22 protein-coding genes and 1 tRNA gene are annotated in these 20,242 nt (G+C 60.4%); 18 read left to right on the top strand and 5 right to left on the bottom strand.

Annotated elements, in window-relative coordinates; genetic code table 11:
* The first annotated feature begins 21 nt into the window (after window positions 1-21).
* Window positions 22-3,540: a DNA polymerase III subunit alpha gene (dnaE, locus tag ACOQOQ_RS10320; protein WP_420566906.1), complete on the top strand. Its 3,519-nt coding sequence runs from the start codon at window positions 22-24 to the stop codon at window positions 3,538-3,540.
* Window positions 3,540-4,043: a GNAT family N-acetyltransferase gene (locus ACOQOQ_RS10325; protein ID WP_420566907.1), complete on the top strand. Its 504-nt coding sequence runs from the start codon at window positions 3,540-3,542 to the stop codon at window positions 4,041-4,043. The genes dnaE and ACOQOQ_RS10325 overlap by 1 nt, the downstream gene beginning before the upstream one ends.
* A 3-nt stretch (window positions 4,044-4,046) precedes the next feature.
* On the opposite strand, the gene ACOQOQ_RS10330 is transcribed toward ACOQOQ_RS10325, so the two are convergent.
* A complete protein-coding gene (locus tag ACOQOQ_RS10330; RefSeq protein ID WP_420566908.1) occupies window positions 4,047-4,241 on the bottom strand; it encodes a SlyX family protein in 195 nt (64 codons plus the stop codon).
* Between the two features lie 151 nt (window positions 4,242-4,392).
* On the opposite strand from ACOQOQ_RS10330, the gene hisS reads away from it, so the two are divergent.
* Genes hisS through hisG form a run of 3 tightly spaced genes read left to right on the top strand, consistent with a single transcriptional unit; the run spans window position 4,393 to window position 7,642 of the window.
* Complete coding sequence (gene hisS, locus ACOQOQ_RS10335; RefSeq protein WP_420566909.1) at window positions 4,393-5,868, top strand: histidine--tRNA ligase; 1,476 nt, start codon at window positions 4,393-4,395, stop codon at window positions 5,866-5,868.
* Window positions 5,865-6,950: an ATP phosphoribosyltransferase regulatory subunit gene (locus tag ACOQOQ_RS10340; RefSeq protein ID WP_420569758.1), complete on the top strand. Its 1,086-nt coding sequence runs from the start codon at window positions 5,865-5,867 to the stop codon at window positions 6,948-6,950. The genes hisS and ACOQOQ_RS10340 overlap by 4 nt, the downstream gene beginning before the upstream one ends.
* Window positions 6,947-7,642: an ATP phosphoribosyltransferase gene (gene hisG, locus ACOQOQ_RS10345; RefSeq protein ID WP_420566910.1), complete on the top strand. Its 696-nt coding sequence runs from the start codon at window positions 6,947-6,949 to the stop codon at window positions 7,640-7,642. The genes ACOQOQ_RS10340 and hisG overlap by 4 nt, the downstream gene beginning before the upstream one ends.
* A gap of 16 nt (window positions 7,643-7,658) precedes the next feature.
* Here the strand turns inward: hisG and ACOQOQ_RS10350 are convergent, their stop codons facing one another.
* Window positions 7,659-8,078 carry a DUF1489 family protein gene (locus ACOQOQ_RS10350; protein WP_420566911.1) on the bottom strand — a complete coding sequence of 140 codons (420 nt, stop codon included), beginning with the start codon at window positions 8,076-8,078 and terminating at the stop codon, window positions 7,659-7,661.
* A gap of 191 nt (window positions 8,079-8,269) precedes the next feature.
* Here ACOQOQ_RS10350 and ACOQOQ_RS10355 point away from each other — a divergent pair, with 191 nt between their 5' ends.
* The 8 genes from ACOQOQ_RS10355 (at window position 8,270) to ACOQOQ_RS10390 (ending at window position 15,915) form a co-directional block, all read left to right on the top strand.
* The gene (locus tag ACOQOQ_RS10355) at window positions 8,270-10,534 is read left to right on the top strand and encodes an adenosylcobalamin-dependent ribonucleoside-diphosphate reductase (RefSeq protein ID WP_420566912.1); all 2,265 of its coding nucleotides are present in this window, start codon (window positions 8,270-8,272) and stop codon (window positions 10,532-10,534) included.
* Window positions 10,535-10,732: 198 nt separating this feature from the next.
* Window positions 10,733-11,698: an MBL fold metallo-hydrolase gene (locus tag ACOQOQ_RS10360; RefSeq protein ID WP_420566913.1), complete on the top strand. Its 966-nt coding sequence runs from the start codon at window positions 10,733-10,735 to the stop codon at window positions 11,696-11,698.
* An 81-nt stretch (window positions 11,699-11,779) separates the two neighbouring features.
* Complete coding sequence (locus ACOQOQ_RS10365; protein WP_420566914.1) at window positions 11,780-12,403, top strand: NYN domain-containing protein; 624 nt, start codon at window positions 11,780-11,782, stop codon at window positions 12,401-12,403.
* Between the two features lie 97 nt (window positions 12,404-12,500).
* Window positions 12,501-13,643: a 3,4-dihydroxy-2-butanone-4-phosphate synthase gene (gene ribB, locus ACOQOQ_RS10370; protein ID WP_420566915.1), complete on the top strand. Its 1,143-nt coding sequence runs from the start codon at window positions 12,501-12,503 to the stop codon at window positions 13,641-13,643.
* 1 nt (window position 13,644) lies between these two features.
* Complete coding sequence (locus ACOQOQ_RS10375) at window positions 13,645-14,196, top strand: 6,7-dimethyl-8-ribityllumazine synthase (RefSeq protein ID WP_420566916.1); 552 nt, start codon at window positions 13,645-13,647, stop codon at window positions 14,194-14,196.
* On the top strand, window positions 14,193-14,687 hold the full coding sequence (nusB, locus tag ACOQOQ_RS10380) for a transcription antitermination factor NusB (RefSeq protein ID WP_420566917.1): 495 nt from the start codon (window positions 14,193-14,195) through the stop codon (window positions 14,685-14,687). Before ACOQOQ_RS10375 ends, nusB begins: the two co-directional genes overlap by 4 nt.
* A gap of 166 nt (window positions 14,688-14,853) precedes the next feature.
* Window positions 14,854-15,183: a hypothetical protein gene (locus tag ACOQOQ_RS10385; protein WP_420566918.1), complete on the top strand. Its 330-nt coding sequence runs from the start codon at window positions 14,854-14,856 to the stop codon at window positions 15,181-15,183.
* A gap of 300 nt (window positions 15,184-15,483) precedes the next feature.
* Window positions 15,484-15,915 (top strand): MmcB family DNA repair protein, encoded by a 432-nt coding sequence (locus ACOQOQ_RS10390; RefSeq protein WP_420566919.1) that lies wholly within the window; start codon window positions 15,484-15,486, stop codon window positions 15,913-15,915.
* 2 nt (window positions 15,916-15,917) lie between these two features.
* On the opposite strand, the gene ACOQOQ_RS10395 is transcribed toward ACOQOQ_RS10390, so the two are convergent.
* Window positions 15,918-16,100 carry a DUF6324 family protein gene (locus ACOQOQ_RS10395; protein WP_420566920.1) on the bottom strand — a complete coding sequence of 61 codons (183 nt, stop codon included), beginning with the start codon at window positions 16,098-16,100 and terminating at the stop codon, window positions 15,918-15,920.
* Between the two features lie 150 nt (window positions 16,101-16,250).
* Here ACOQOQ_RS10395 and ACOQOQ_RS10400 point away from each other — a divergent pair.
* A tRNA-His gene (locus ACOQOQ_RS10400) sits at window positions 16,251-16,327 on the top strand.
* Window positions 16,328-16,348: 21 nt separating this feature from the next.
* On the opposite strand, the gene ACOQOQ_RS10405 is transcribed toward ACOQOQ_RS10400, so the two are convergent.
* Entirely contained in the window at window positions 16,349-16,660 is a 312-nt protein-coding gene (locus ACOQOQ_RS10405) for a DUF6476 family protein (protein WP_420566921.1), read from the bottom strand.
* Between ACOQOQ_RS10405 and ACOQOQ_RS10410 the strand changes: the two genes are divergently transcribed.
* The 3 genes from ACOQOQ_RS10410 to ACOQOQ_RS10420 all read left to right on the top strand — a co-directional run bounded on the left by ACOQOQ_RS10410 (window position 16,659) and on the right by ACOQOQ_RS10420 (window position 19,140).
* Complete coding sequence (locus ACOQOQ_RS10410) at window positions 16,659-17,684, top strand: RluA family pseudouridine synthase (RefSeq protein ID WP_420566922.1); 1,026 nt, start codon at window positions 16,659-16,661, stop codon at window positions 17,682-17,684. The two genes, ACOQOQ_RS10405 and ACOQOQ_RS10410, sit on opposite strands and share 2 nt — an antisense overlap.
* Window positions 17,685-17,865: 181 nt before the next feature.
* Window positions 17,866-18,762 (top strand): RNA polymerase sigma factor RpoH, encoded by an 897-nt coding sequence (gene rpoH, locus ACOQOQ_RS10415; protein ID WP_420566923.1) that lies wholly within the window; start codon window positions 17,866-17,868, stop codon window positions 18,760-18,762.
* Between the two features lie 75 nt (window positions 18,763-18,837).
* Complete coding sequence (locus ACOQOQ_RS10420) at window positions 18,838-19,140, top strand: DUF4389 domain-containing protein (protein ID WP_420566924.1); 303 nt, start codon at window positions 18,838-18,840, stop codon at window positions 19,138-19,140.
* 10 nt (window positions 19,141-19,150) lie between these two features.
* Here the strand turns inward: ACOQOQ_RS10420 and ACOQOQ_RS10425 are convergent, their stop codons facing one another.
* Window positions 19,151-19,597, bottom strand: a complete 447-nt coding sequence (locus ACOQOQ_RS10425) for a YHS domain-containing (seleno)protein (protein WP_420566925.1) — start codon at window positions 19,595-19,597, stop codon at window positions 19,151-19,153.
* A gap of 148 nt (window positions 19,598-19,745) precedes the next feature.
* On the opposite strand from ACOQOQ_RS10425, the gene ACOQOQ_RS10430 reads away from it, so the two are divergent.
* On the top strand, window positions 19,746-20,174 hold the full coding sequence (locus tag ACOQOQ_RS10430) for a YqaA family protein (RefSeq protein ID WP_420566926.1): 429 nt from the start codon (window positions 19,746-19,748) through the stop codon (window positions 20,172-20,174).
* Window positions 20,175-20,242 lie beyond the last annotated feature (68 nt).

The following is a 20,242-nucleotide window of genomic DNA, read 5'->3' on the forward strand; positions in this document are numbered from 1 at the left end:
GGCTGGCATAGGATGTCCGTCATGAGCACTGATCCCCGATTCATTCACCTGCGCGTCCACACCGAGTATTCTTTGCTTGAGGGCGCGATACGCCTGAAAAAACTGCCGGGGGTCTGCGCCGACATGGACATGCCCGCGGTCGCCGTTACGGACACGAACTCGATGTTCTCGGCGTTGGAATTCGCCGTGTCCGCCAGCGGTGCGGGCATCCAGCCGATCATGGGCTGTCAAGTGGACGTCGCCTGGCACCAGCCCGAGCCGGGTGAGAAACAAAAAGACCCCGCGCCGGTGGTGCTGCTTGCGCAGTCCGAGGCCGGGTATGAAAACCTGATGCGCCTTTCCAGCTGCCTTTACGTGGACAAGGGCGGGCAGCTGCCGCAGGTAACCTTTGCAGAGCTTGAAGAGTTCTCGGAGGGGCTGATCTGCTTGACTGGCGGGGCACTGGGCCCTGTGGGGCTGGAGCTTCAGGCCGGACACCGCGCGCAGGCGGAACAGATGCTGCGCCGGTTCGCCCAGATCTACCCTAACCGCTGCTACGTTGAACTGCAGCGTCACCCCGGTGAGAACGGACTGCCCGAAGCCGAGCGCCTGACCGAGCGTGGCTTCGTCGAAATGGCCTATGATCTGGGCCTTCCGCTGGTGGCCACCAATGATGTCTTCTTTCCCAAGGATGACATGTACGAGGCGCACGACGCGCTGATCTGCATCGCCGAGGGCGCCTATGTCGATCAGGTCGAGCCGCGCCGCCGCCTGACGCCTCAGCATTATTTCAAATCACAGCAGGAAATGGTGACGCTGTTTGCTGATCTGCCCGAGGCCATTGAAAACACGGTAGAAATCGCCAGGCGCTGCGCCTTCATGGCCTATCGCCGTGATCCCATCCTGCCCAAGTTCGCCGATGACGAGGTGATGGAGTTGCGTCGTCAGGCCAACGAGGGGCTACAGCGCCGACTGGCCGTGATCCCACATGCCGACACCGTCGAAAAATACCAGGAACGACTGGATTTCGAGCTGGATATCATCGAGGGCATGGGCTTTCCCGGCTATTTCCTGATCGTTGCGGATTTTATCCAGTGGTCCAAGGATAACGGCATTCCTGTGGGGCCGGGGCGGGGCTCGGGTGCGGGCTCGCTGGTGGCCTATGCACTGACGATCACTGACCTGGACCCGCTGCGGTACTCCTTGCTGTTTGAACGTTTCCTGAACCCCGAACGTGTGTCGATGCCTGACTTCGACATTGACTTCTGCATGGACCGGCGCGAGGAAACCATCCGCTATGTTCAGGAAAAATACGGGCGCGACAAGGTGGGGCAGATCATCACCTTCGGTGCGCTTTTGTCCAAGGCCGCCGTGCGCGATATCGGGCGCGTCTTGCAGATGCCCTATGGCCAGGTGGACCGTCTGTCCAAGCTGATCCCGGTCGAAGGGGTCAAACCTGTCAGCATCGCCGAGGCCCTGAAACAAGAGGAACGCCTGCGCGAAGAAGCCCGCAACGAAGAGGTGGTGAAGCGCCTGTTGGACTATGGCCAGCAGGTCGAGGGGCTGTTGAGGAATGCCTCGACCCACGCGGCGGGTGTGGTGATCGGCGACCGTCCTTTGGATCGTCTGGTGCCGCTGTATCAGGATCCGCGCTCGGACATGCCGGCGACGCAGTTCAACATGAAGTGGGTCGAACAGGCCGGGCTGGTCAAGTTCGACTTTCTGGGCCTGAAAACTCTGACTGTCATTCAGAACGCGGTGGATCTGATCAAGAAAAACGGGCGGCATTTGCATATCGGCCCGGACGGGACCGAGTTGTATGAGCCACCCGAGGGCGCCGTGGATGATATCGGCGCAATTCCCTTGGATGACGAGCCGACCTACAAGCTGTACGCCAGCGCCAAAACGGTGGCCGTGTTCCAGGTGGAATCCAGTGGCATGATGGACGCGCTGCGGCGGATGAAGCCCACTTGTATCGAGGATATCGTGGCGCTGGTCGCGCTGTATCGCCCCGGTCCGATGGAAAACATCCCCACCTATTGCGAGGTCAAGAACGGCCTGAAAGAACGCGAATCCGTCCACCCGCTGATTGACCACATCCTTGAGGAAACCCAAGGCATCATCGTTTACCAGGAACAGGTGATGCAGATCGCTCAGGTGATGGCGGGCTATTCGCTGGGGGGCGCGGATCTGCTGCGCCGCGCCATGGGTAAAAAGATCAAAGAGGCGATGGACGCCGAACGCCCCAAGTTTGAACAGGGCGCCGCCGAGAACGGGGTTCCCGCGAAAAAGGCCAGCGAAGTTTTTGACTTGCTTGAGAAATTCGCCAACTACGGCTTCAACAAATCGCACGCAGCGGCCTATGCGGTTGTCAGCTATCAGACCGGCTGGCTGAAGGCCAACCACCCTGCCGAGTTCATGGCAGGCGTCATGAACTGCGATATCCACCTGACGGATAAGCTGTCGATTTATGCCGAGGAGGTGCGGCGCGGGCTGGATATCGAGATCGTGCCGCCCTGCGTGAACCGCGCCTTGCCAACGTTTGATGTGGTCGATGGCAAGCTGATCTACGCGCTGGGCGCGCTGAAGAACGTGGGCCTTGAGGCGATGAAGCTGATCACGGAAGGGCGCCGAGTGGACGGCGTAGATAAACCCTTTGCGACCCTGTTTGACTTCGCCCGCCGTGTGGATCTGAAACGGGTTGGGAAACGTCCGCTGGAAATGTTGGCCCGCGCCGGGGCCTTTGATCAGCTGGACCCCAACCGCCGCCGCGTATTCGAGGCGCTGGACGCGTTGGTTGGCTATTCCTCTGCGATCCACGAACAAAAGGCCTCGAACCAGGTATCCCTGTTCGGCGAAGCGGGTGACGACCTGCCGGAACCGCGCATTCTGCCGGTCGAGGATTGGCTGCCCGCCGATCGGCTGGCCGAGGAACACAAGGCCGTCGGGTTTTACCTGACCGGCCACCCGCTGGACGATTATCTGCCTGCTTTGAAACGGAAAAAAGTCCTCACGCTTGAGGCGCTGCGTCTCAAGGCCGAAGACAACGGCGTGGCGCGGGACAAGGTGGGCGTGCTGGTGTCGGGCCTGCAAGAGCGTAAATCCGGGCGGGGCACGCGGTTCTTCCGAATGAACGTCAGCGACCCCACGGGGCAGGTGGCGGGGATGGTCATGTTCCCCGATGATTTCGAGGCCACGCGCAAGGTGTTCGAGCAGACCAACCAGGTTGTGATGACGCTCGAGGGGCGCTTCAACGAGGGGCAGTTCGACCCGATGGGGCGCTCGGTCGCGGCGATGGACACGGTAATCGCGGATGCGGGAAGCTCGGGGTTGAAGGTGCTGATCGAGGATGCCGCGGCGTTGCAAAGCGTTGCCAACATTCTGGAAAAAGCCCGCGAGGCCGTGCGCGGGTCGGGAAAGGGGCCGGTGCAGCTGTGCCTGATCCACCCCGAACTGCCCGGCGAGGTCGAGATCGACGCTGGCGATGATTTCCCCGTGAATCCGCAGATCAAGGGCGCGCTGAAAAGCCTTGCAGGCGTCGTAGACGTACAGGAGGTCTGATGACCGAGATTATCCAGAATGACACGACTGCATTGCCCGCGCTGAATGCGCTATATACCAAGGCGTTTCCCGACGAAGATTTGCTGCCGCTGCTGAAACGTATGATCGGCGAGCCCGATGTGATCAGCCTTGTTGCTGGGTCTTTGGACAATCCAATGGGGCATGTCTGTTTTGCGCACGGGACCGTCAATGGGCACCGAGCGGCCTTGCTGGGCCCCTTGGCTGTTGCTCCTGAGCATCAGAAAGCCGGGATCGGCACCGCGCTGGTTCAGGCCGGGATCGAGGCCGTGCTGGCTGGCGGTGCCGAGCAGGTGCTGGTTCTGGGCGATCCGAACTACTATGGCCGGTTCGGGTTTCAGCAAGAAGATGCCGTCACGCCCCCCTATGCGCTGCCTGAGGGTTGGGCCTCGGCGTGGCAATCCCTGTCTTTGGACGAAGAGCTGCCCTCGGGCACGCTGGAGCTGCCGGATTTCTGGATGGATCCGGCGCTTTGGTCTGAATAAGCCTCAGTAATGCGGCGGTTTTTCGGGGCCGGTATAGATATAGCTGCCCTGATCCGTCTCTTGCTGTGCGGCGCGCTCTAACAGCATTTGAACCCGGCGTTTCAGCACTGAAATCTCGTCTTGCTGGCGGGCCACCACATCCGACAGATCATCCACCGTGCGCGTCAGATGGGCCAGTTTTTCTTCGATCTCGGTCATTTGGGGCTCCGCTTTTGGATCAGGGTCAGGATATAGCACGGCTACGGCTGGGGTGAAGCCTTGTTTGCGGCCCTTTCGGCTCCTGCCGTCTTGCCCCCATGGGCTGCATCCGATAGACGCGAGCGCGAGTTTACCGGCAAGGACCTGGATGATGGCCAAGCAGAAAAAAGCCCCCCGCCCCAAGGCAGAGACGCCCAAGGGGTTCCGCGACTATTTCGGCGCTGAAGTGACCGAGCGCGCTCATATGCTGCAGCAGATCGCCGGGGTCTATCATCATTACGGGTTCGAGGCGCTGGAAAGCAGTGCCGTGGAAACGGTCGAGGCGTTGGGGAAATTCCTGCCCGACGTGGACCGCCCGAACGAAGGCGTCTTTGCCTGGCAAGAAGCCGATGACGAGAAATGGCTGGCGCTGCGCTATGATCTGACCGCGCCCTTGGCGCGCGTTTATGCTCAGCATCGCAATGACCTGCCGACCCCCTATCGCCGCTATGCGATGGGGCCGGTGTGGCGCAACGAAAAGCCCGGACCGGGGCGTTATCGCCAGTTCTATCAGTGTGATGCGGACACCGTTGGCGCGGCTAGCGTGGCAGCGGATGCCGAGATCTGCTCGATGTTGTCTGATACGCTGGAAACCGTCGGCATTCCGCGCGGTGACTACATCGTGCGGGTCAACAACCGCAAGGTTCTGAACGGTGTGCTCGAGGCGATGGGCCTGGGCGAGGCCGCCGATCACGACGCCGTTCTGCGCACCATCGACAAGTTCGACAAGGTGGGCGAGGCCGGCGTGCGCGAACTGCTGACCAAGGGGCGTCTGGATGCCTCGGGGGCGTTTATCGACGGGGTTGGCCTGTCGGATGATCAGGCCGAGCCCGTGATTGCCTTCCTGACCTCTAAGGCTGCGGATGCAGCCGGGACGCTGGCCAACCTGCGCGCCGCCGTGGGCGGATCGCAAATTGGTCAGAAGGGCATCGAAGAGCTGGAGACGATTGCAGAGCTGGTGCAGGCGCAGGGCTATGGCCCCGACCGGATCGACATCGACCCCAGCGTTGTACGCGGTCTGGGTTACTATACCGGCCCGGTCTACGAGGCCGAGCTGACCTTTGAAATCTTTGACGAAAAGGGCCGCAAACGGCAATTCGGTTCGGTCTCGGGCGGTGGGCGCTATGACGATCTGGTCAAGCGGTTCACCGGGCAAGAAGTGCCCGCGACGGGTGTGTCCATCGGTGTTGACCGCCTGCTGGCCGCCCTGCGCGAAAAGGGGCGTGTTCAGTCTCAGGCCACCGGCCCCGTGATCATCACCGTGATGGATCGCGACCGTATGGCGGATTATCAGACCATGGTCGCCGAGCTGCGCAACGCAGGCATCCGCGCCGAGGTTTATCTGGGAAATCCCAAGAACTTTGGCAACCAGTTGAAATATGCGGACAAGCGCAACAGCCCCATCGCTGTGATCGAAGGTGGCGATGAAAAGGCCAATGGCGTGGTGCAGATCAAGGACCTGATCCTTGGTGCCAAGATCGCCGAGAACGCGACTCTGGAAGAATGGAAAGAGCGCCCCAGCCAATACGAGGTGCCGCGCGAACAGTTGATCGCCAAGGTGCGCGAAATTCTGGAAGGGCAGGACTGATGGAACGCGCAGCTATTCGCGCACGCGCTGACCAGGTGCGCGCCGTGTTCGAGGCCGAAAAGGCTCAGGTCGTGGAAACCTCGATCCTGCAACCGGCGGACACTTTGCTGGATCTCTATGGCGAGGATATTCGCGCGCGTGCCTATGTGACCTCGGACGCGCTGCGCGGCGAGCAGATGCTGCGCCCCGATTTCACCGTACCCGTGGTGCAGATGCACATGAAATACGGGGCTGAACCGGCGCGTTATACCTACGCCGGCGAGGTGTTCCGCCGCCAAGAGGACGACGCCGCGCGCCCCAACGAATATGTTCAGGTCGGATACGAGGTGTTTGACCGCGACAACCCCATCGACTCGGATGCCGAAGTTTTCACCGTGATCCGCGCTGCGCTGGGCGATGTGCCGCTGCGGGCCGCGACCGGTGATATCGGCATCCTGATGGCCGCCGTGGACGGGCTGGATACCTCGGATGCGCGCAAGGCCGCGCTGCGCCGTCATATCTGGCATCCGCGCCGGTTCCGCGCTTTGATCGACCGCTATGCCGGACGTACCCCGGTGCCGCCAGCCCGCAAGGCGCTGCTAAAGGCCGCTGATCCATTCGCTGGCAACGCACCCCAGATCGGGTTGCGGACCCGTTCCGAGGTCGCCGCGCGGATCGAAACTCTGCGCGCCGATGCCGCCACACCACCACTGTCCGAACGCGAGGTTTCGCTGCTGGATGCCATCTTGTCCGTCCGCGAAAGCCTGCCCAACGCGCTGGAGCATCTGCGCGACATCGCTGTGGATATGCCCGCGATCGAGCCCGCGGTTGAGCGTCTGTCCAAGCGGATGAAGGCCCTGGCCAAGCGCGGCGTCGATGTGGACAGTTTGGATTTCGAGGCCAGCTATGGTCGGACATCGCTGGAATATTACGACGGGTTCGTTTTTGGCTTCTATCAGTCATCGCGCCCCGATTTGCCCCCGGTTGCCGCAGGCGGGCGCTATGATGCGCTGACCCGAGTGCTGGGGCAGGGCGCAGAAATCCCCGCCGTGGGCGGTGTCATCCGCCCCGACCGACTGATCGACGTGGAGACAGGCAAATGAGCGTGAAGTTGGGTGTGCCCTCCAAGGGGCGTCTGATGGAGAAAACCTTCGAATGGTTCGGTGAACGCGGCATTACCTTGTCGCGCACCGGCTCGGATCGCGAATATGCGGGGGCTGTTGAAGGTGTGGACGGGGTCGAACTGGTGCTGCTGTCGGCGGGCGAGATCCCTCGCGAACTGGCCGCAGGGCGCATCCATCTGGGCGTGACCGGCACCGATCTGGTGCGCGAAAAACTGGGCCAGTGGGACCAGCAGGTCGAAGAAATGGCCGAGCTTGGCTTTGGCCACGCTGACCTGATCATCGCGGTCCCCAACTGCTGGGTGGACGTGGACGTGCTGGACGATCTGGACGCTGCGGCGGCCAGTTTTCGCGCCAACCACGGCTTTCGTCTGCGCATTGCCACCAAGTACCACCGCCTGATCCGCGAGTTCCTGTACGACAATGGCGTGGCCGATTATCAGCTGGTGGACAGCCAGGGGGCGACCGAAGGCACGGTGAAGAACGAAACCGCCGAGGCCGTGGCCGATATCACCTCGACCGGGGACACGCTGCGCGCCAACCACCTGAAAATCCTTTCGGACGGGCTGGTGCTGAAAAGCCAGGCAACGCTGTTCCGTTCGCGCAAGGCGCCGGTGGCAGATGCCGAACGGGCTACGATGAAGGAACTGGTCAAGCTTTTGCGGATCGACTGACCGGATCAGCCCCGGCTTAAAGCACGCCGATCTCGGACAAGGCGGCCGACAGCTCGGGCGGCAGCGCATCCTCGGCTTTGCGGCCGGGGGGCAGGTCCGGAGGGCTGTCTTCGGGCTTGAGATAGCGCCAGCCCTGAAAGGGGCGGCGTTGCGCCTGGGCGGTGCGATGCAGTTGCGGTTCCAGCACGATGGCGCAGCGGCGGATCCCGTCTGAACCGATCACCTCGTCCATGCGCAAGACGCGCTGACGGCACTGGATTATGCCCTTGATCACCCAATAGATCGACCCGCCGTTCAGAATCTCGGACTCGCGCTTGGGCCACATGCGTGTGACGTGTCGCGGCAACCCGTCCGGCCCCTGAGCCTGCGGCAACTGCTGCCAGGCGGTCAGGGTTTCCACGCTTTCCGTGCCAACGCTGAGTTTGATGAGATTCATGACAAAGCTCTATAGATGGTGTATGGTTTCATCGTCAAACACAAAATGCAGTGTTGTCGATAAGTTTTCATTTCGTCAGATTTAGCGTTGACCGGGCTCGGATCAAGGCCTAGACGAGACCCCCTCGGAAGGATGTATCTGCCGCGCCTTTCGGATGATAATATAAGAACACGGACAAACAGGAACCTGCCATGACACGATTTGCCGCCCCGATTTCCGAACAGATCTGGGACATGAAGTACCGACTGAAAGAGGCTGACGGCACCGCCGTTGATCGTACGGTCGAGGATACTTGGAGGCGAATCGCGCGCTCTTTGGCAGAGGTCGAAAAAGACCCAAAAACCTGGGAAGAGAAGTTCTATGCCGCGCTGGAGGATTTCAAGTATCTGCCCGCAGGCCGCATCACCGCAGGCGCCGGCACCGGCCGCAAGGTGACCCTGTTCAACTGCTTCGTCATGGGCACCATCCCCGACAGCATGGGCGGCATTTTCGACATGCTGAAAGAGGCCGCGCTGACCATGCAGCAAGGCGGCGGCATCGGCTATGACTTCAGCACGATCCGGCCCAAGGGCGCGCCGGTGGCGGGCGTGGCCGCCGATGCCTCGGGGCCGCTGTCCTTCATGGACGTGTGGGACGCGATGTGCCGCACCATCATGTCCGCAGGCAGCCGTCGCGGCGCGATGATGGCCACCATGCGCTGTGACCACCCCGATATCGAAAACTTCATCACCGCCAAGTCCGACAGCGCCCGTCTGCGCATGTTCAACCTGTCGGTTCTGGTCACGGATGACTTCATGGAGGCCGTCAAGGCTGATGGCCCGTGGGAGCTGAAATACGGCGAAAAGGTCTATCACACGCTGCAAGCGCGGGACCTTTGGAACAAGATCATGAAGTCCACCTATGACTTCGCCGAACCCGGTGTGATCTTCATCGATCGGATCAACAAGGCCAACAACCTGAACTATGTCGAGCAGATCGCGGCGACCAACCCTTGCGGCGAGCAGCCTCTGCCGCCCTATGGCGCCTGTCTGCTGGGCTCGATCAACTTGGCCCGCCTGGTCAAGGACCCCTTCGGCCCCGGCGCGGGTCTGGATGTGGCAGCCCTTGGTGATCTGGTCGCCACTGCGATCCGCATGATGGATAACGTGGTCGATGCCTCGAACTTTCCGCTGGAGCAGCAGGCCCAAGAAGCCCAGGCCAAGCGCCGCATCGGTCTGGGCGTGACCGGGCTGGCGGATGCGCTGCTGATGGTCGGGCTGGAGTACGGCACCGATGAGGCTGCCGCCATGGCTGAGACCTGGCTGAAACAGATTGCGCGTGCGTCGTATCTGGCTTCGGTCGATCTGGCCAAGGAAAAGGGTGCCTTCCCGCTGTTTGATGCCGACAAATATCTGGCCTCGGGCAACATGATGCAGATGGACGATGACGTGCGGGACGCAATCCGCGAGCACGGTATCCGCAATGCGTTGCTAACTTCGATTGCGCCCACCGGCACGATCAGCCTGTATGCGGGCAATGTCAGCTCGGGGATCGAGCCGGTCTTTGCCTATGCCTATACCCGCAAGGTTCTGCAAAAAGACGGCAGCCGCACCGAAGAAGAAGTCGTGGATTACGCCGTGCAGATGTGGCGAGATAAATTCGGCGACGCCCCGCTGCCCGACTATTTCGTGAACGCTCAGACGCTGGCGCCTTTGGCCCACGTGAAAATGCAGGCCGCCGCGCAGAAATGGGTGGATTCGTCGATTTCGAAAACCATCAACTGCCCAGAAGACATCAGCTTTGACGCGTTCAAAGAGGTGTATATGGAGGCCTACGAGACCGGCTGTAAGGGCTGCACCACGTATCGCCCGAATGACGTGACAGGCTCGGTCCTGTCTGTCGCCGAAGACAGCGACAAGGCCCCCGAGGTCGATACCGGCGCCGATGTGATCTATATGGCCGAACCGCTGGATCGTCCGCAGGCGCTGGACGGCCATACCTACAAACTGAAATGGCCCGATTCCGAGCACGCTATCTATCTGACGATCAACGACATTCTGATCAACGGCCACCGCCGTCCGTTCGAGGTGTTCATCAACTCCAAGAACATGGAGCACTATGCCTGGACGCTGGCGCTGACCCGTATGATCTCGGCCGTGTTCCGGCGGGGTGGGGATGTGTCATTTGTGGTGGAAGAACTGAAAGCCGTGTTCGACCCGCGTGGCGGTGCCTGGATGCAGGGTAAATACATTCCCTCGATCCTGGCGGCGATCGGTGGCGTGATCGAACAACACCTGATCCGCATCGGTTTCATTGAAGGCGAAGGCATGGGCCTGAAGGCCGATCCGCAAGCGCAGGTGGTCAACCTGGACGACGCACCCAAGGGAAAGGCTTGCCCCAGCTGCGGCCAGTTCGACATGCGCATGGTCGAGGGCTGCATGACCTGCGGCAGCTGCGGTCATTCCAAGTGCGGTTGACCTGAAGGAGCGCGCTGGCGCGCGCGCCTTATTTCTCGTCAGCGCCTGCCCGGCGCTTCCTCGGGCTGGGCGCTGACTGAGAGATTTGTGTGAACGGGGGGCTGTATGGCGCCCCGTTTTGCGTTGGAACATATTCACGAATTGTATTGCGTTTAGACTTTCCCTCGGTATTGTTTCGAATAGATGAGGGAGGCGCACATGACCATTTTCAAACCCAGCCGCAGAGAGATTCTGAAACTGGCCGCAATGGCGCCGGCCTTTGCCTTGCCTGGCGCCGCGCGAGCGCAATTGAGCCCGCCAACCGGCGAGAATCCGGCGCATTTCCGTTTTACCTTGGGCGAGGCGAAGCTGACGATCCTGTCGGACGGATATTTTTCGCTGCCCACCAGTGGGCTGGGCGTGAACGCGGAACCTGCGCTGGTGCAAGCGTTCCTTGAGCAGCATTTTCTGTCGCCGGACGAGGCCTATTCGCATACCAACCACCTGTTGATCGAAAAGGGCGACGCGGTGGTGCTGGTCGATGTCGGCTCGGGCAACCGGTTCTTTGACACTGTGGGCCGGCTGATGGAGAATCTGGAGGCAGCGGGGGTGGACCCGGCCTCGATTACCCATGTGGTCATCACGCATGCGCACCCTGACCATATCTGGGGCATTCGCGATGATTTCGACGAGGCGATTTTCCCTGACGCGGAATATTTCATGGGCCGTGTCGAACATGACCACTGGATGCAGGATGACCTGATCAACATTGTGGATCCTACCGACCAGCAATTCGTGCTTGGGGCCGTCAATTCGATCAATTGTGACGGGGTTGAATGGAACCTGCTGGAGGACGGCGACGAGGTTGTTCCCGGTGTGCGCGTCATGGCAACGCCCGGTCACACCCTTGGCCATCTGAGTGTGGTGCTGGCGGATGGTGGCAAGCAGTTGATTGCCCTGGGCGACAGCATGTCCCATGCCTATTTGAGTTTTCAGCACCCCGGCTGGTTTAACGACATCGATGCAGACGGAGAGCTGACCGTGGCCACGCGCCGGCGCTTGCTGGACATGTGCGCCGCCGACCGGATCGCCGTGGTGGGCTACCACTTCCCGTTCCCCGGTGTCGGCCACGTGGCCCGTGACGGGGATGCCTATCACTTTGTCCCAGCACTCTGGCAGTTTTGATCGAGAATACTCTTTTTGAGATATTGATGTGCCGCCAATTCATCACTAGATAGTTTTACGTCTGATGAATTGCGAGGGTAAATGGTGGGAGACGACAAAGAGGCACGTGTCGCGCTGCTGATCGACGGTGAGAATATCAGCTCGGGCTTCGCGGGCAAACTGATCGTCGAGGCCGGGGGGCATGGTACCCTGGCGATCAAGCGAGCTTATGGCAATGCGCGGCGTATCCCGGGCTGGGATGCGGCCCCAGGCGTCCGGCTAATCCATTCAGGAGACGGAAAAAACGCCGCCGATCTACTGTTGACCGTAGATGCCATGCAGATGTTCCACGAAGGCAAGGCCACGGTTTTTGTGATCTCCAGCTCGGACGGGGATTTCTCGCACCTAGCGACACGTCTGCGCGAGCAGGGTGCCATGGTGATCGGCGCTGGCGAAGGCAAGGCGCCCGAGGGGTTCCGCAGGTCTTGCTGCAAATGGGTGATGATCGAGGGCAAGCCCGCAGATGTGGATGCCGCAATCACAAAGGTCTTTAAAGCGCATCCCAAGGGGCTGGCGATTTCCCAGGTGAACCCGGAAATCCGCAAGCGACACGCGATCACTCTTGCGGATGTATCTGAAAAATCCTGGCGGGCCTATTTCGAGGCCAGACCGCAGGCCTACAAAGTCACGGGTAAGGGCCAACAAACCCGGATTTCCCTGATCTGATCGCTGTCGCACACTGCCTGTGAGACGCCGCGTTGGCTCTGGCCTTCGTGGCTTGGCTGCGGTATTCGGCAGGGGAAACACCGAATTGGGGGTCCCGATGTCCGAAAGCTCTGCCTTTGAAACGCCCGGCCCGGTCGAGGCCGCGTTGCGCAATGCGATCAGCCCGATCGAAGAGATCATCGAAGAGGCTCGTCAGGGCCGGATGTATATCCTGGTCGATCACGAGGATCGGGAGAACGAGGGCGATTTCATCATCCCAGCGCAATTCGCGGATGCGGCGGCTGTGAACTTCATGGCTACCCATGGGCGCGGGCTGATCTGTTTGCCGATGACTGCCGAGCGCGTTGACCTTCTGGGCCTGCCGATGATGGCGGTGAATAACTCGTCGCGGCATGAAACAGCCTTTACCGTGTCCATTGAGGCGCGCGAGGGCGTGAGCACCGGGATTTCCGCAGGCGATCGTGCGCTGACCATCGCCACCGCGATCAATGAACAGAACACCATGGCCGCTCTGGCCACGCCGGGGCATGTGTTCCCGCTGCGGGCCAAACGGGGGGGCGTGCTGGTGCGTGCCGGCCATACTGAAGCCTCGGTGGATATCTCGCGCCTGGCCGGGCTGCATCCCAGCGCAGTCATCTGCGAGATCATGAACCCCGATGGCACCATGTCGCGTCTGCCCGAACTGGTTGAGATCGCGAAGGAACACGGGTTGAAAATCGGCACTATCTCGGACCTGATCAAGTACCGGTCGCGCAATGACAATCTGGTGGTAGAAACCTCGCGTCAGACTGTGAATTCAGAATTCGGCGGTGATTGGGAAATGGTGCTGTATACCGACCAGACCCATGGCGTAGAACATGTGGTCATGATCAAGGGCGACATCACCACGCCCGAACCCGTGCTGACCCGGACCCATGCGCTGCACGAGGCAACGGATGTTCTGGGACTGGGGCCGAAGCCCTCGAAGGAACTGCCTCGCGCGATGCAATTGATCGCCGAGGAAGGCCGCGGTGTGGTCTGCCTGTTCCGCGAGCCACGCAACAGCCTCTATGCCCGCGATGACGTTGATGACGCCGGTGTTAAGACCATCAAGCAGGTGGGTCTGGGCGCGCAGATGCTGTCGAAGCTGGGGTTGCGCGAACTGATCCTGCTGACAGACAGCCCGCGGACCAAATATGTTGGTCTGGATGCCTATGGGCTGACCATCACCGGCACCCGCCCCATTCTGGAAGGAAACTGACATGGCCGGACATGAAAGCCACTATATTCTGCCGCGCCCCGAATTTAATAAATCGGTGAAGATCCTGATCGTGGTGTCCCCATACTACAAGGACATCGCCGACAACATGATCGCCGGCGCCAAAGCCGAGATCGAGGCTGTGGGCGGCACCTGGGACCTGATCGAGGTGCCCGGCGCGCTGGAGATCCCCACCGCCATCGGCATCGCTGAACGCCTGTCGAATTTTGATGGCTACGTGGCCCTGGGCTGCGTGATCCGTGGGGAAACCACGCATTATGAAACGGTCTGCAACGACAGCAGCCGAGCGATCCAGCTGCTGGGCCTGCAAGGCCTTTGCATCGGTAATGGCATCCTGACTGTGGAAAACCGCCCGCAGGCCGAGGTGCGCGCCGATCCCGCCGATCAGAACAAAGGTGGCGGCGCGGCTGCTGCGGCCTTGCATCTGGTCGCGCTCAGCCGTAAGTGGGGCGCCCAGCGGAAGGACGTCGGATTCGTTCCGGCTGCCGAAGAATACAAGCTGGCTGGCGAACTCAAGGATAACCCCAAGGCATGACCACCGAACCTGCAGATCAGCCCAAGAAGCTGTCGAATAACGCAAAGCGCAAGATGCGCTCGGCCTCGCGGCTTTACGCGGTTCAGGCGCTGTTCCAGATGGAACAGTCCGGCCAGACGGTCAACGCTGTGATGCACGAGTTCAAGGACCACCGTTTCGGTGCGACCTATGACGGCGACGAAATGGCCGAGGGCGATCTGGACCTGTTCTCCAAAACCATGACCGATGCTGTGAACTGGCAGGCCAAGATTGACCAGATGACTGACCGTGCGCTGGTGGCCAAATGGCCGATCGCTCGGATTGACCCGACCCTGCGCGCGCTGTTCCGCGCGGCTGGCGCTGAAATGTTGGAAGGCGAGGCCCCCGTTAAGGTCGCAATCACCGAATACGTGGACGTCGCCCGCGCGTTTTTCCCCGAGGGCAAAGAGCCGAAGTTCGTCAACGCAGTGCTGGATCACATGGCCCGCGAGGCGCGCCCCGAGTCGTTCTGACCTCGGGTTTTTGCTCACTTAAGCGGGTGTTAATCCCTTGATGCGCAGTTTTCTTGCGCAAAACATCTGGATTTAGGCATTTATTGGCGCATGGATATGTTTCGCCCTTGTTGGCCGCTCTGATTGACCTATAATTTTTCTAAGGGATCAATCCGGGAGCTGCCAAATGCCCAAACTCATCCGCATGTATATCACCAATGTTTTGATCGGCTTTGCCATTGCTGCGGCCTTTGTTGCGATGTTGCTGTATTTTAACCTGGGCAATCTGTGGCACTTGGTGACGCATTCGGATCAAGGTATTCTGGCCGTCGGCATCCTGTGGTTCGCCAATGGCATCGTCTTTGCAGGTGTGCAATTCGCCATCGCGGTAATGCGCATGAAAGAGGATGACAACCAAGGTGGCGGTGGGCGCCGTGATGCGATCCGCGTGGACATGACCCGCCCGGTCCGTGTCCGTCAGGAATCCCCTGCAAAACGGGATATCATGCGCCGCTAAGCGCATCCAAATGGACGACAGAACCGGCCTTTGATGGCCGGTTTTTTTGTGGAAAGGCGGCGGGCCCGCAGCGACCGTTTGGTTATCTCATTCCCGAGGACCTGTATGTACAGGTGGGCGCCAGGTAATCAGGCCAGGGCCTGAACAGAGCCAGCTCCCTCGGAATTGCTTAAGGCCACCGGAATGCAACCGTGTATCGAGAAGAGCAGAACCCGCCTTAGCGGTATCTAGTGCGTTGTACCGCAAGGGGCAAGGGGGCACAGGTCTTGCATTCGTTCATGCTTTGTTCATACTTGCCACATGGAAGACCTGATTCAACCCGGCCAGCTGTTGGCGCGCGGCGTGTGCCGCCACCTGAACGGCTATGGCTTCGTCTCGATAGAAGAGTTCGTGCCAACGCGCGGGTTGCGCGTGGATGTGATGGGCCTGGGCCCCAAGGGAGAGCTGTGGGTGATCGAGTGCAAATCCAGCCGCGCCGATTTTCAGTCAGACAGCAAGTGGCAGGGTTATCTGGACTGGTGCGACCGGTATTTCTGGGCCGTGGACGCCGATTTCCCGACCGAGCTGCTGCCCGATGACACTGGTTTGATACTAGCGGATCAATACAGCGCCGAGATCATTCGCATGGCCCCCGAGGACAAGCTGCCCGCCGCGCGCCGTAAAGTGCTGACGCATAAATTTGCCACCCATGCCGCGCGCCGTTTGCAGGCGCTGCGGGACCCGCGGGTTTAGCCTTAGACGTTTTTCGCAGTCGCGGCCGCTGCCAGGATTTCCTCGGCGATCTCGGTGGCCTCTTCGGGGCTGAAATCCATCGGGATTTCCAGGTCGCCTGCCTCGATGAAAAGGCGGACCATGCCCTCGCTGGTGGGGCCGATCTGCAGGTTGGCTTCGATGTCGCTTTCGGTGTTGATGCCCATGGTTGCTCTCCTTTGATCTTGTTTCAGCTAGCGATTTCACGATGACTTGGCAAGGCAAAGCGCCAATTCCGGGCGGCGCCTAGGATATGTCAGTTTTCTGAATGAACCCTCTTGCATTCCCCTGCTGGTGCGGCTAAATCGCCCCTCAGTGCCGCCTTAGCTCAGCTGGTTAGAGCGCTGGATTGTGGATCCAGAGGTCCCCTGTTCAAACCAGGGAGGCGGTACCATTCCTCACTTGCGTCTGCTAATTATTCTTGCTCCAGCGTTATCTCACGCACCAGTTTTTGCGTGGTTCGGCTGTAGATCAGGACGCGGTCATCGTCGGTGACAATGGCGTACCAGCGGCTGGTTTGGGTATAGGCCTCGGGGGTGGAGCCGGCCGGCAGGGTCAGGACTTCGGGGAAATCAGGCGGGGTCTGATTGTAGCGGATGACAATCAGGGCGACGATCGCTACAACGCCCCCAATCATGGTGACGGTCAGAATGATGACCAGCACCTTGAGGAATTTCAACAGGCCCGCGTCCAAGGGCTGATCTGAGGGCTGAGGGGTGTCGTCCATGGGTTCCAACCGTTTGTCCTTTGCCATTCAGGCCGATCCGCCTGCACGTCTTGATAAGGCGATTTCACGCGATGCGCCAGAGGAGGCGTCGCTGTCGCGCACACGGCTGGCCAAGTTGATCGAGGCGGGCGAGGTGACGCTGAACGGCGTAGTGGTTTCCAGCGCCAAGGGTAAGGTGGCCGAAGGCGACGTGATCGAGGTGATCGTCCCCGAGGCTGAAGAAACCGACCTGATCGCCGAAGATATCCCCTTGGCCGTTGTCTTCGAGGACGAGCACCTGATCGTCGTCGACAAACCGGCAGGGATGGTGGTGCACCCGGCGCCAGGCTCGCCAACAGGGACGTTGGCGAACGCATTGATGCACCATTGCGGCGACAGCCTGTCCGGTGTGGGTGGCGAAAAGCGCCCTGGCATCGTGCACCGGATCGACAAGGATACCAGCGGGCTGCTGGTGGTTGCGAAGTCCGATAAGGCGCATCACGGGCTGGCCGATCAGTTCCGTGCGCACTCGGCCGAGCGGTACTATCAGGCGGTCTGCTATGGAGTGCCCGACGCCAATGATCCGCGTTTGCGCGGCGTGCGTGGTGTCAGCTTTGAGGCCGGGAATATCATGAAGATCACTACCCATCTGGCCCGGCACAAGACCGACCGCCAGCGTCAGGCGGTGTATTTCGAAAACGGCCGCCATGCGGTGACGCGGGTGCGGATTGTGGAGCCTTTCGGGGCGCCCGCCGTTGCTTGTTTGGTGGAATGCTGGCTGGAAACCGGCCGCACTCACCAGATCCGCGTACACATGACCCATGCGGGCCACGGGCTGGTGGGTGATCCGACCTATGGTGGGCGCCGCAAGCTGGCGGTGAAAAACCTGTCCGAAAAAGGCGTGCAGGCGGTACGAGATTTCCCACGCCAGGCACTGCATGCGGCGGTTTTGGGGTTCGTCCACCCAGTCACTGGCAAGGAGCTGCGCTTTGAAAGCCCGCTGCCGCAGGACATGAAGGACCTGATTTCTGCTCTCAGGGGCTGATTTTCGCACAATTCTGGTCGTAATAAACAGCACATGCGCGTGAACGCACTGACATATTCATCGAATTCCGACGGAAATACGCTCATATACCGTTAAGATTTTTGACGATGGGCGTCTTGAAAGGCGCGCGCATGTCTCCTAGATGGAATGTTAAGCCCCTAAACATTAGGAGGAGCAACAGGTGAGTAATTATAAGAATCTTCCCGCACCGACCCCAGAGGGCGGTCTGAATCGTTATATGCAGGAAATTCGGAAGTTCCCAATGCTGGAACCCGAAGAAGAATACATGCTGGCCAAACGCTGGGTCGAGCAAGAGGATACCGAGGCCGCCCACAAGATGGTGACCAGCCACCTGCGTCTGGCTGCCAAGATCGCCATGGGCTATCGTGGTTATGGACTGCCGCAAGCCGAAGTCATTTCCGAGGCGAACGTGGGTCTGATGCAGGCCGTGAAACGCTTTGACCCGGAAAAAGGCTTCCGTCTGGCGACCTATGCGATGTGGTGGATCCGAGCCTCGATTCAGGAATATATCCTGCGTTCCTGGTCGCTGGTGAAGCTGGGCACGACCTCAGCGCAGAAGAAATTGTTCTTCAACCTTCGCAAGGCCAAGGCCCGTATCGGTGCTTTCGAAGAGGGCGATCTGCGCCCTGAAAACGTCGCCCGGATCGCCCATGATCTTGGCGTGACCGAAGAAGAAGTGATCAGCATGAACGGCCGCATGTCGGGCGGGGATGCATCGCTGAACGCGACCGTCGGGTCCGACGGCGAGGGCACCATGCAGTGGCAGGACTGGCTGGAGGACGAAAGCGCCGACCAGGCCGGGGATTATGCCGAAAAGGACGAACTGGACGCCCGTCGCGAGCTGCTGGCCGAAGCCATGAGCGTGCTGAACGACCGCGAGCGGGACATCCTGGTGCAGCGCCGCCTGTCCGAGGAAACCGTGACGCTCGAAGACCTGAGCGCGCAATACGATGTCAGCCGCGAACGCATCCGCCAGATCGAGGTTCGCGCCTTTGAGAAGTTGCAAAAACGGATGCGTGAACTTGCCTCCGAAAAAGGGATGCTGGCAAGCGCCTGATCGTGTTAAAATGAAACCCGGCTCTGACCTCAGAGCCGGGTTTTTTCATGTTTGGATGTCAGGACGAGGGCAGCAATGAACGACGAAGAAAAGGTAAGCGGACGCCTACACGGGGAACAGCTCGAACCGGATAGCCCCGAAGGGCTGTTGATGCGCATCGTGTATGTTCTGATCATCGGCGTAATGATGAGCCTGACCCAGACCATCCTGGGCGTGCTGACCCTGATTCAGATCGTCATCATGGCGCTGAACAAGGGCGAGCCGAATGAAAACCTGGCAGATTTCGGCACCGATATGGGCGTCTGGATGGCCAAATCCGTGCGCTATATGACAGCTGCAAGCGACGTCAAGCCCTGGCCCTGGACCGAGCTGGACTAGCGCCGGGGTCTTATCTCAGAATTCCGGGCCAATTGGCATCCCCTGCCGCGATCCGACCGGGAATGTCCTTGGACCAACGGCGGCGCACGCCCTTGGAATAATTCAGGTACAGTTTGCCGTCGTAAATCGTCCATGCTGCTGGGTCGGTGGGAGCGACATAGCCCTCGGACGCCGCATAGGCGCAGTACCCGCCATATTGGGGCGCATAGGCGGTTGGATCGGCCTGAAACTTCGCCCGGTTTTCCTCGGACGCAAAGCGCCAGGTCGCGCCCATCCAGTCATGCGTGATGTCCTTGCGCCCTTTGACCGGTTTGCTTTCGGTGAAATAGGCGACGACGTCACTGCCATCCACGGCGATGCCGTCCTCGGTATAGATCTTAGGCGACATGGCATGGGCCAGCCGGGGCAGAGCGGCGGCGGGTAGCATCAGCAGGAATGTGCGGCGGTTAAGGGGCATGGGGTCTCCTCCGGGGTGTTTTTTCCAATGTGGCCCACAGAGCCCCATCGCGCTATCCCGCTCACGCCGGTTTGATGCGCCGTCATTGCACGTCAGGACCAAGCGCTGTAGCTGTGCGCAGGGTTTGAAACGGCGGGAAGGGCCAGGGATGATCGCTTATGTCTTGCTGTTCGGCTCTGCCTTTTTGGCGGCGACCCTGTTGCCCATGCAGTCCGAGGCCGTTTTGGTCACGCAATTGGTGCAGGGCCTGCATCCGGCGCTGACCCTTGTGGTCGTCGCGACGGCGGGAAACGTGCTGGGATCGGTCGTGAATTGGTATCTGGGGCTCTCAGTGCTGCGGTTTCAGAACAAACGCTGGTTTCCGGCCTCGCCCGCGCAGTTAGAGCGCGCCCAAGGGTGGTACCACCGTTTCGGGCGCTGGTCGTTGCTGGCCAGTTGGGTGCCGATCGTGGGCGACCCGCTGACGGTGATCGCCGGCGTCATGAAAGAACCGCTGGCGTCGTTCTTCATACTTGTGCTGGTCGCCAAGGGCGCGCGTTATCTGGTGTTGACGGCGGCGACCTTGGCGTGGCTCTGACGGGGGCGATCTGTTCAACATTCGCAAGAATGTGCGCCGCAATACCCCGGTTGTGCAGAAGTCGCCGC

This window comes from Thalassovita sp. (assembly GCF_965218685.1).
Classification (GTDB): domain Bacteria; phylum Pseudomonadota; class Alphaproteobacteria; order Rhodobacterales; family Rhodobacteraceae; genus Thalassobius.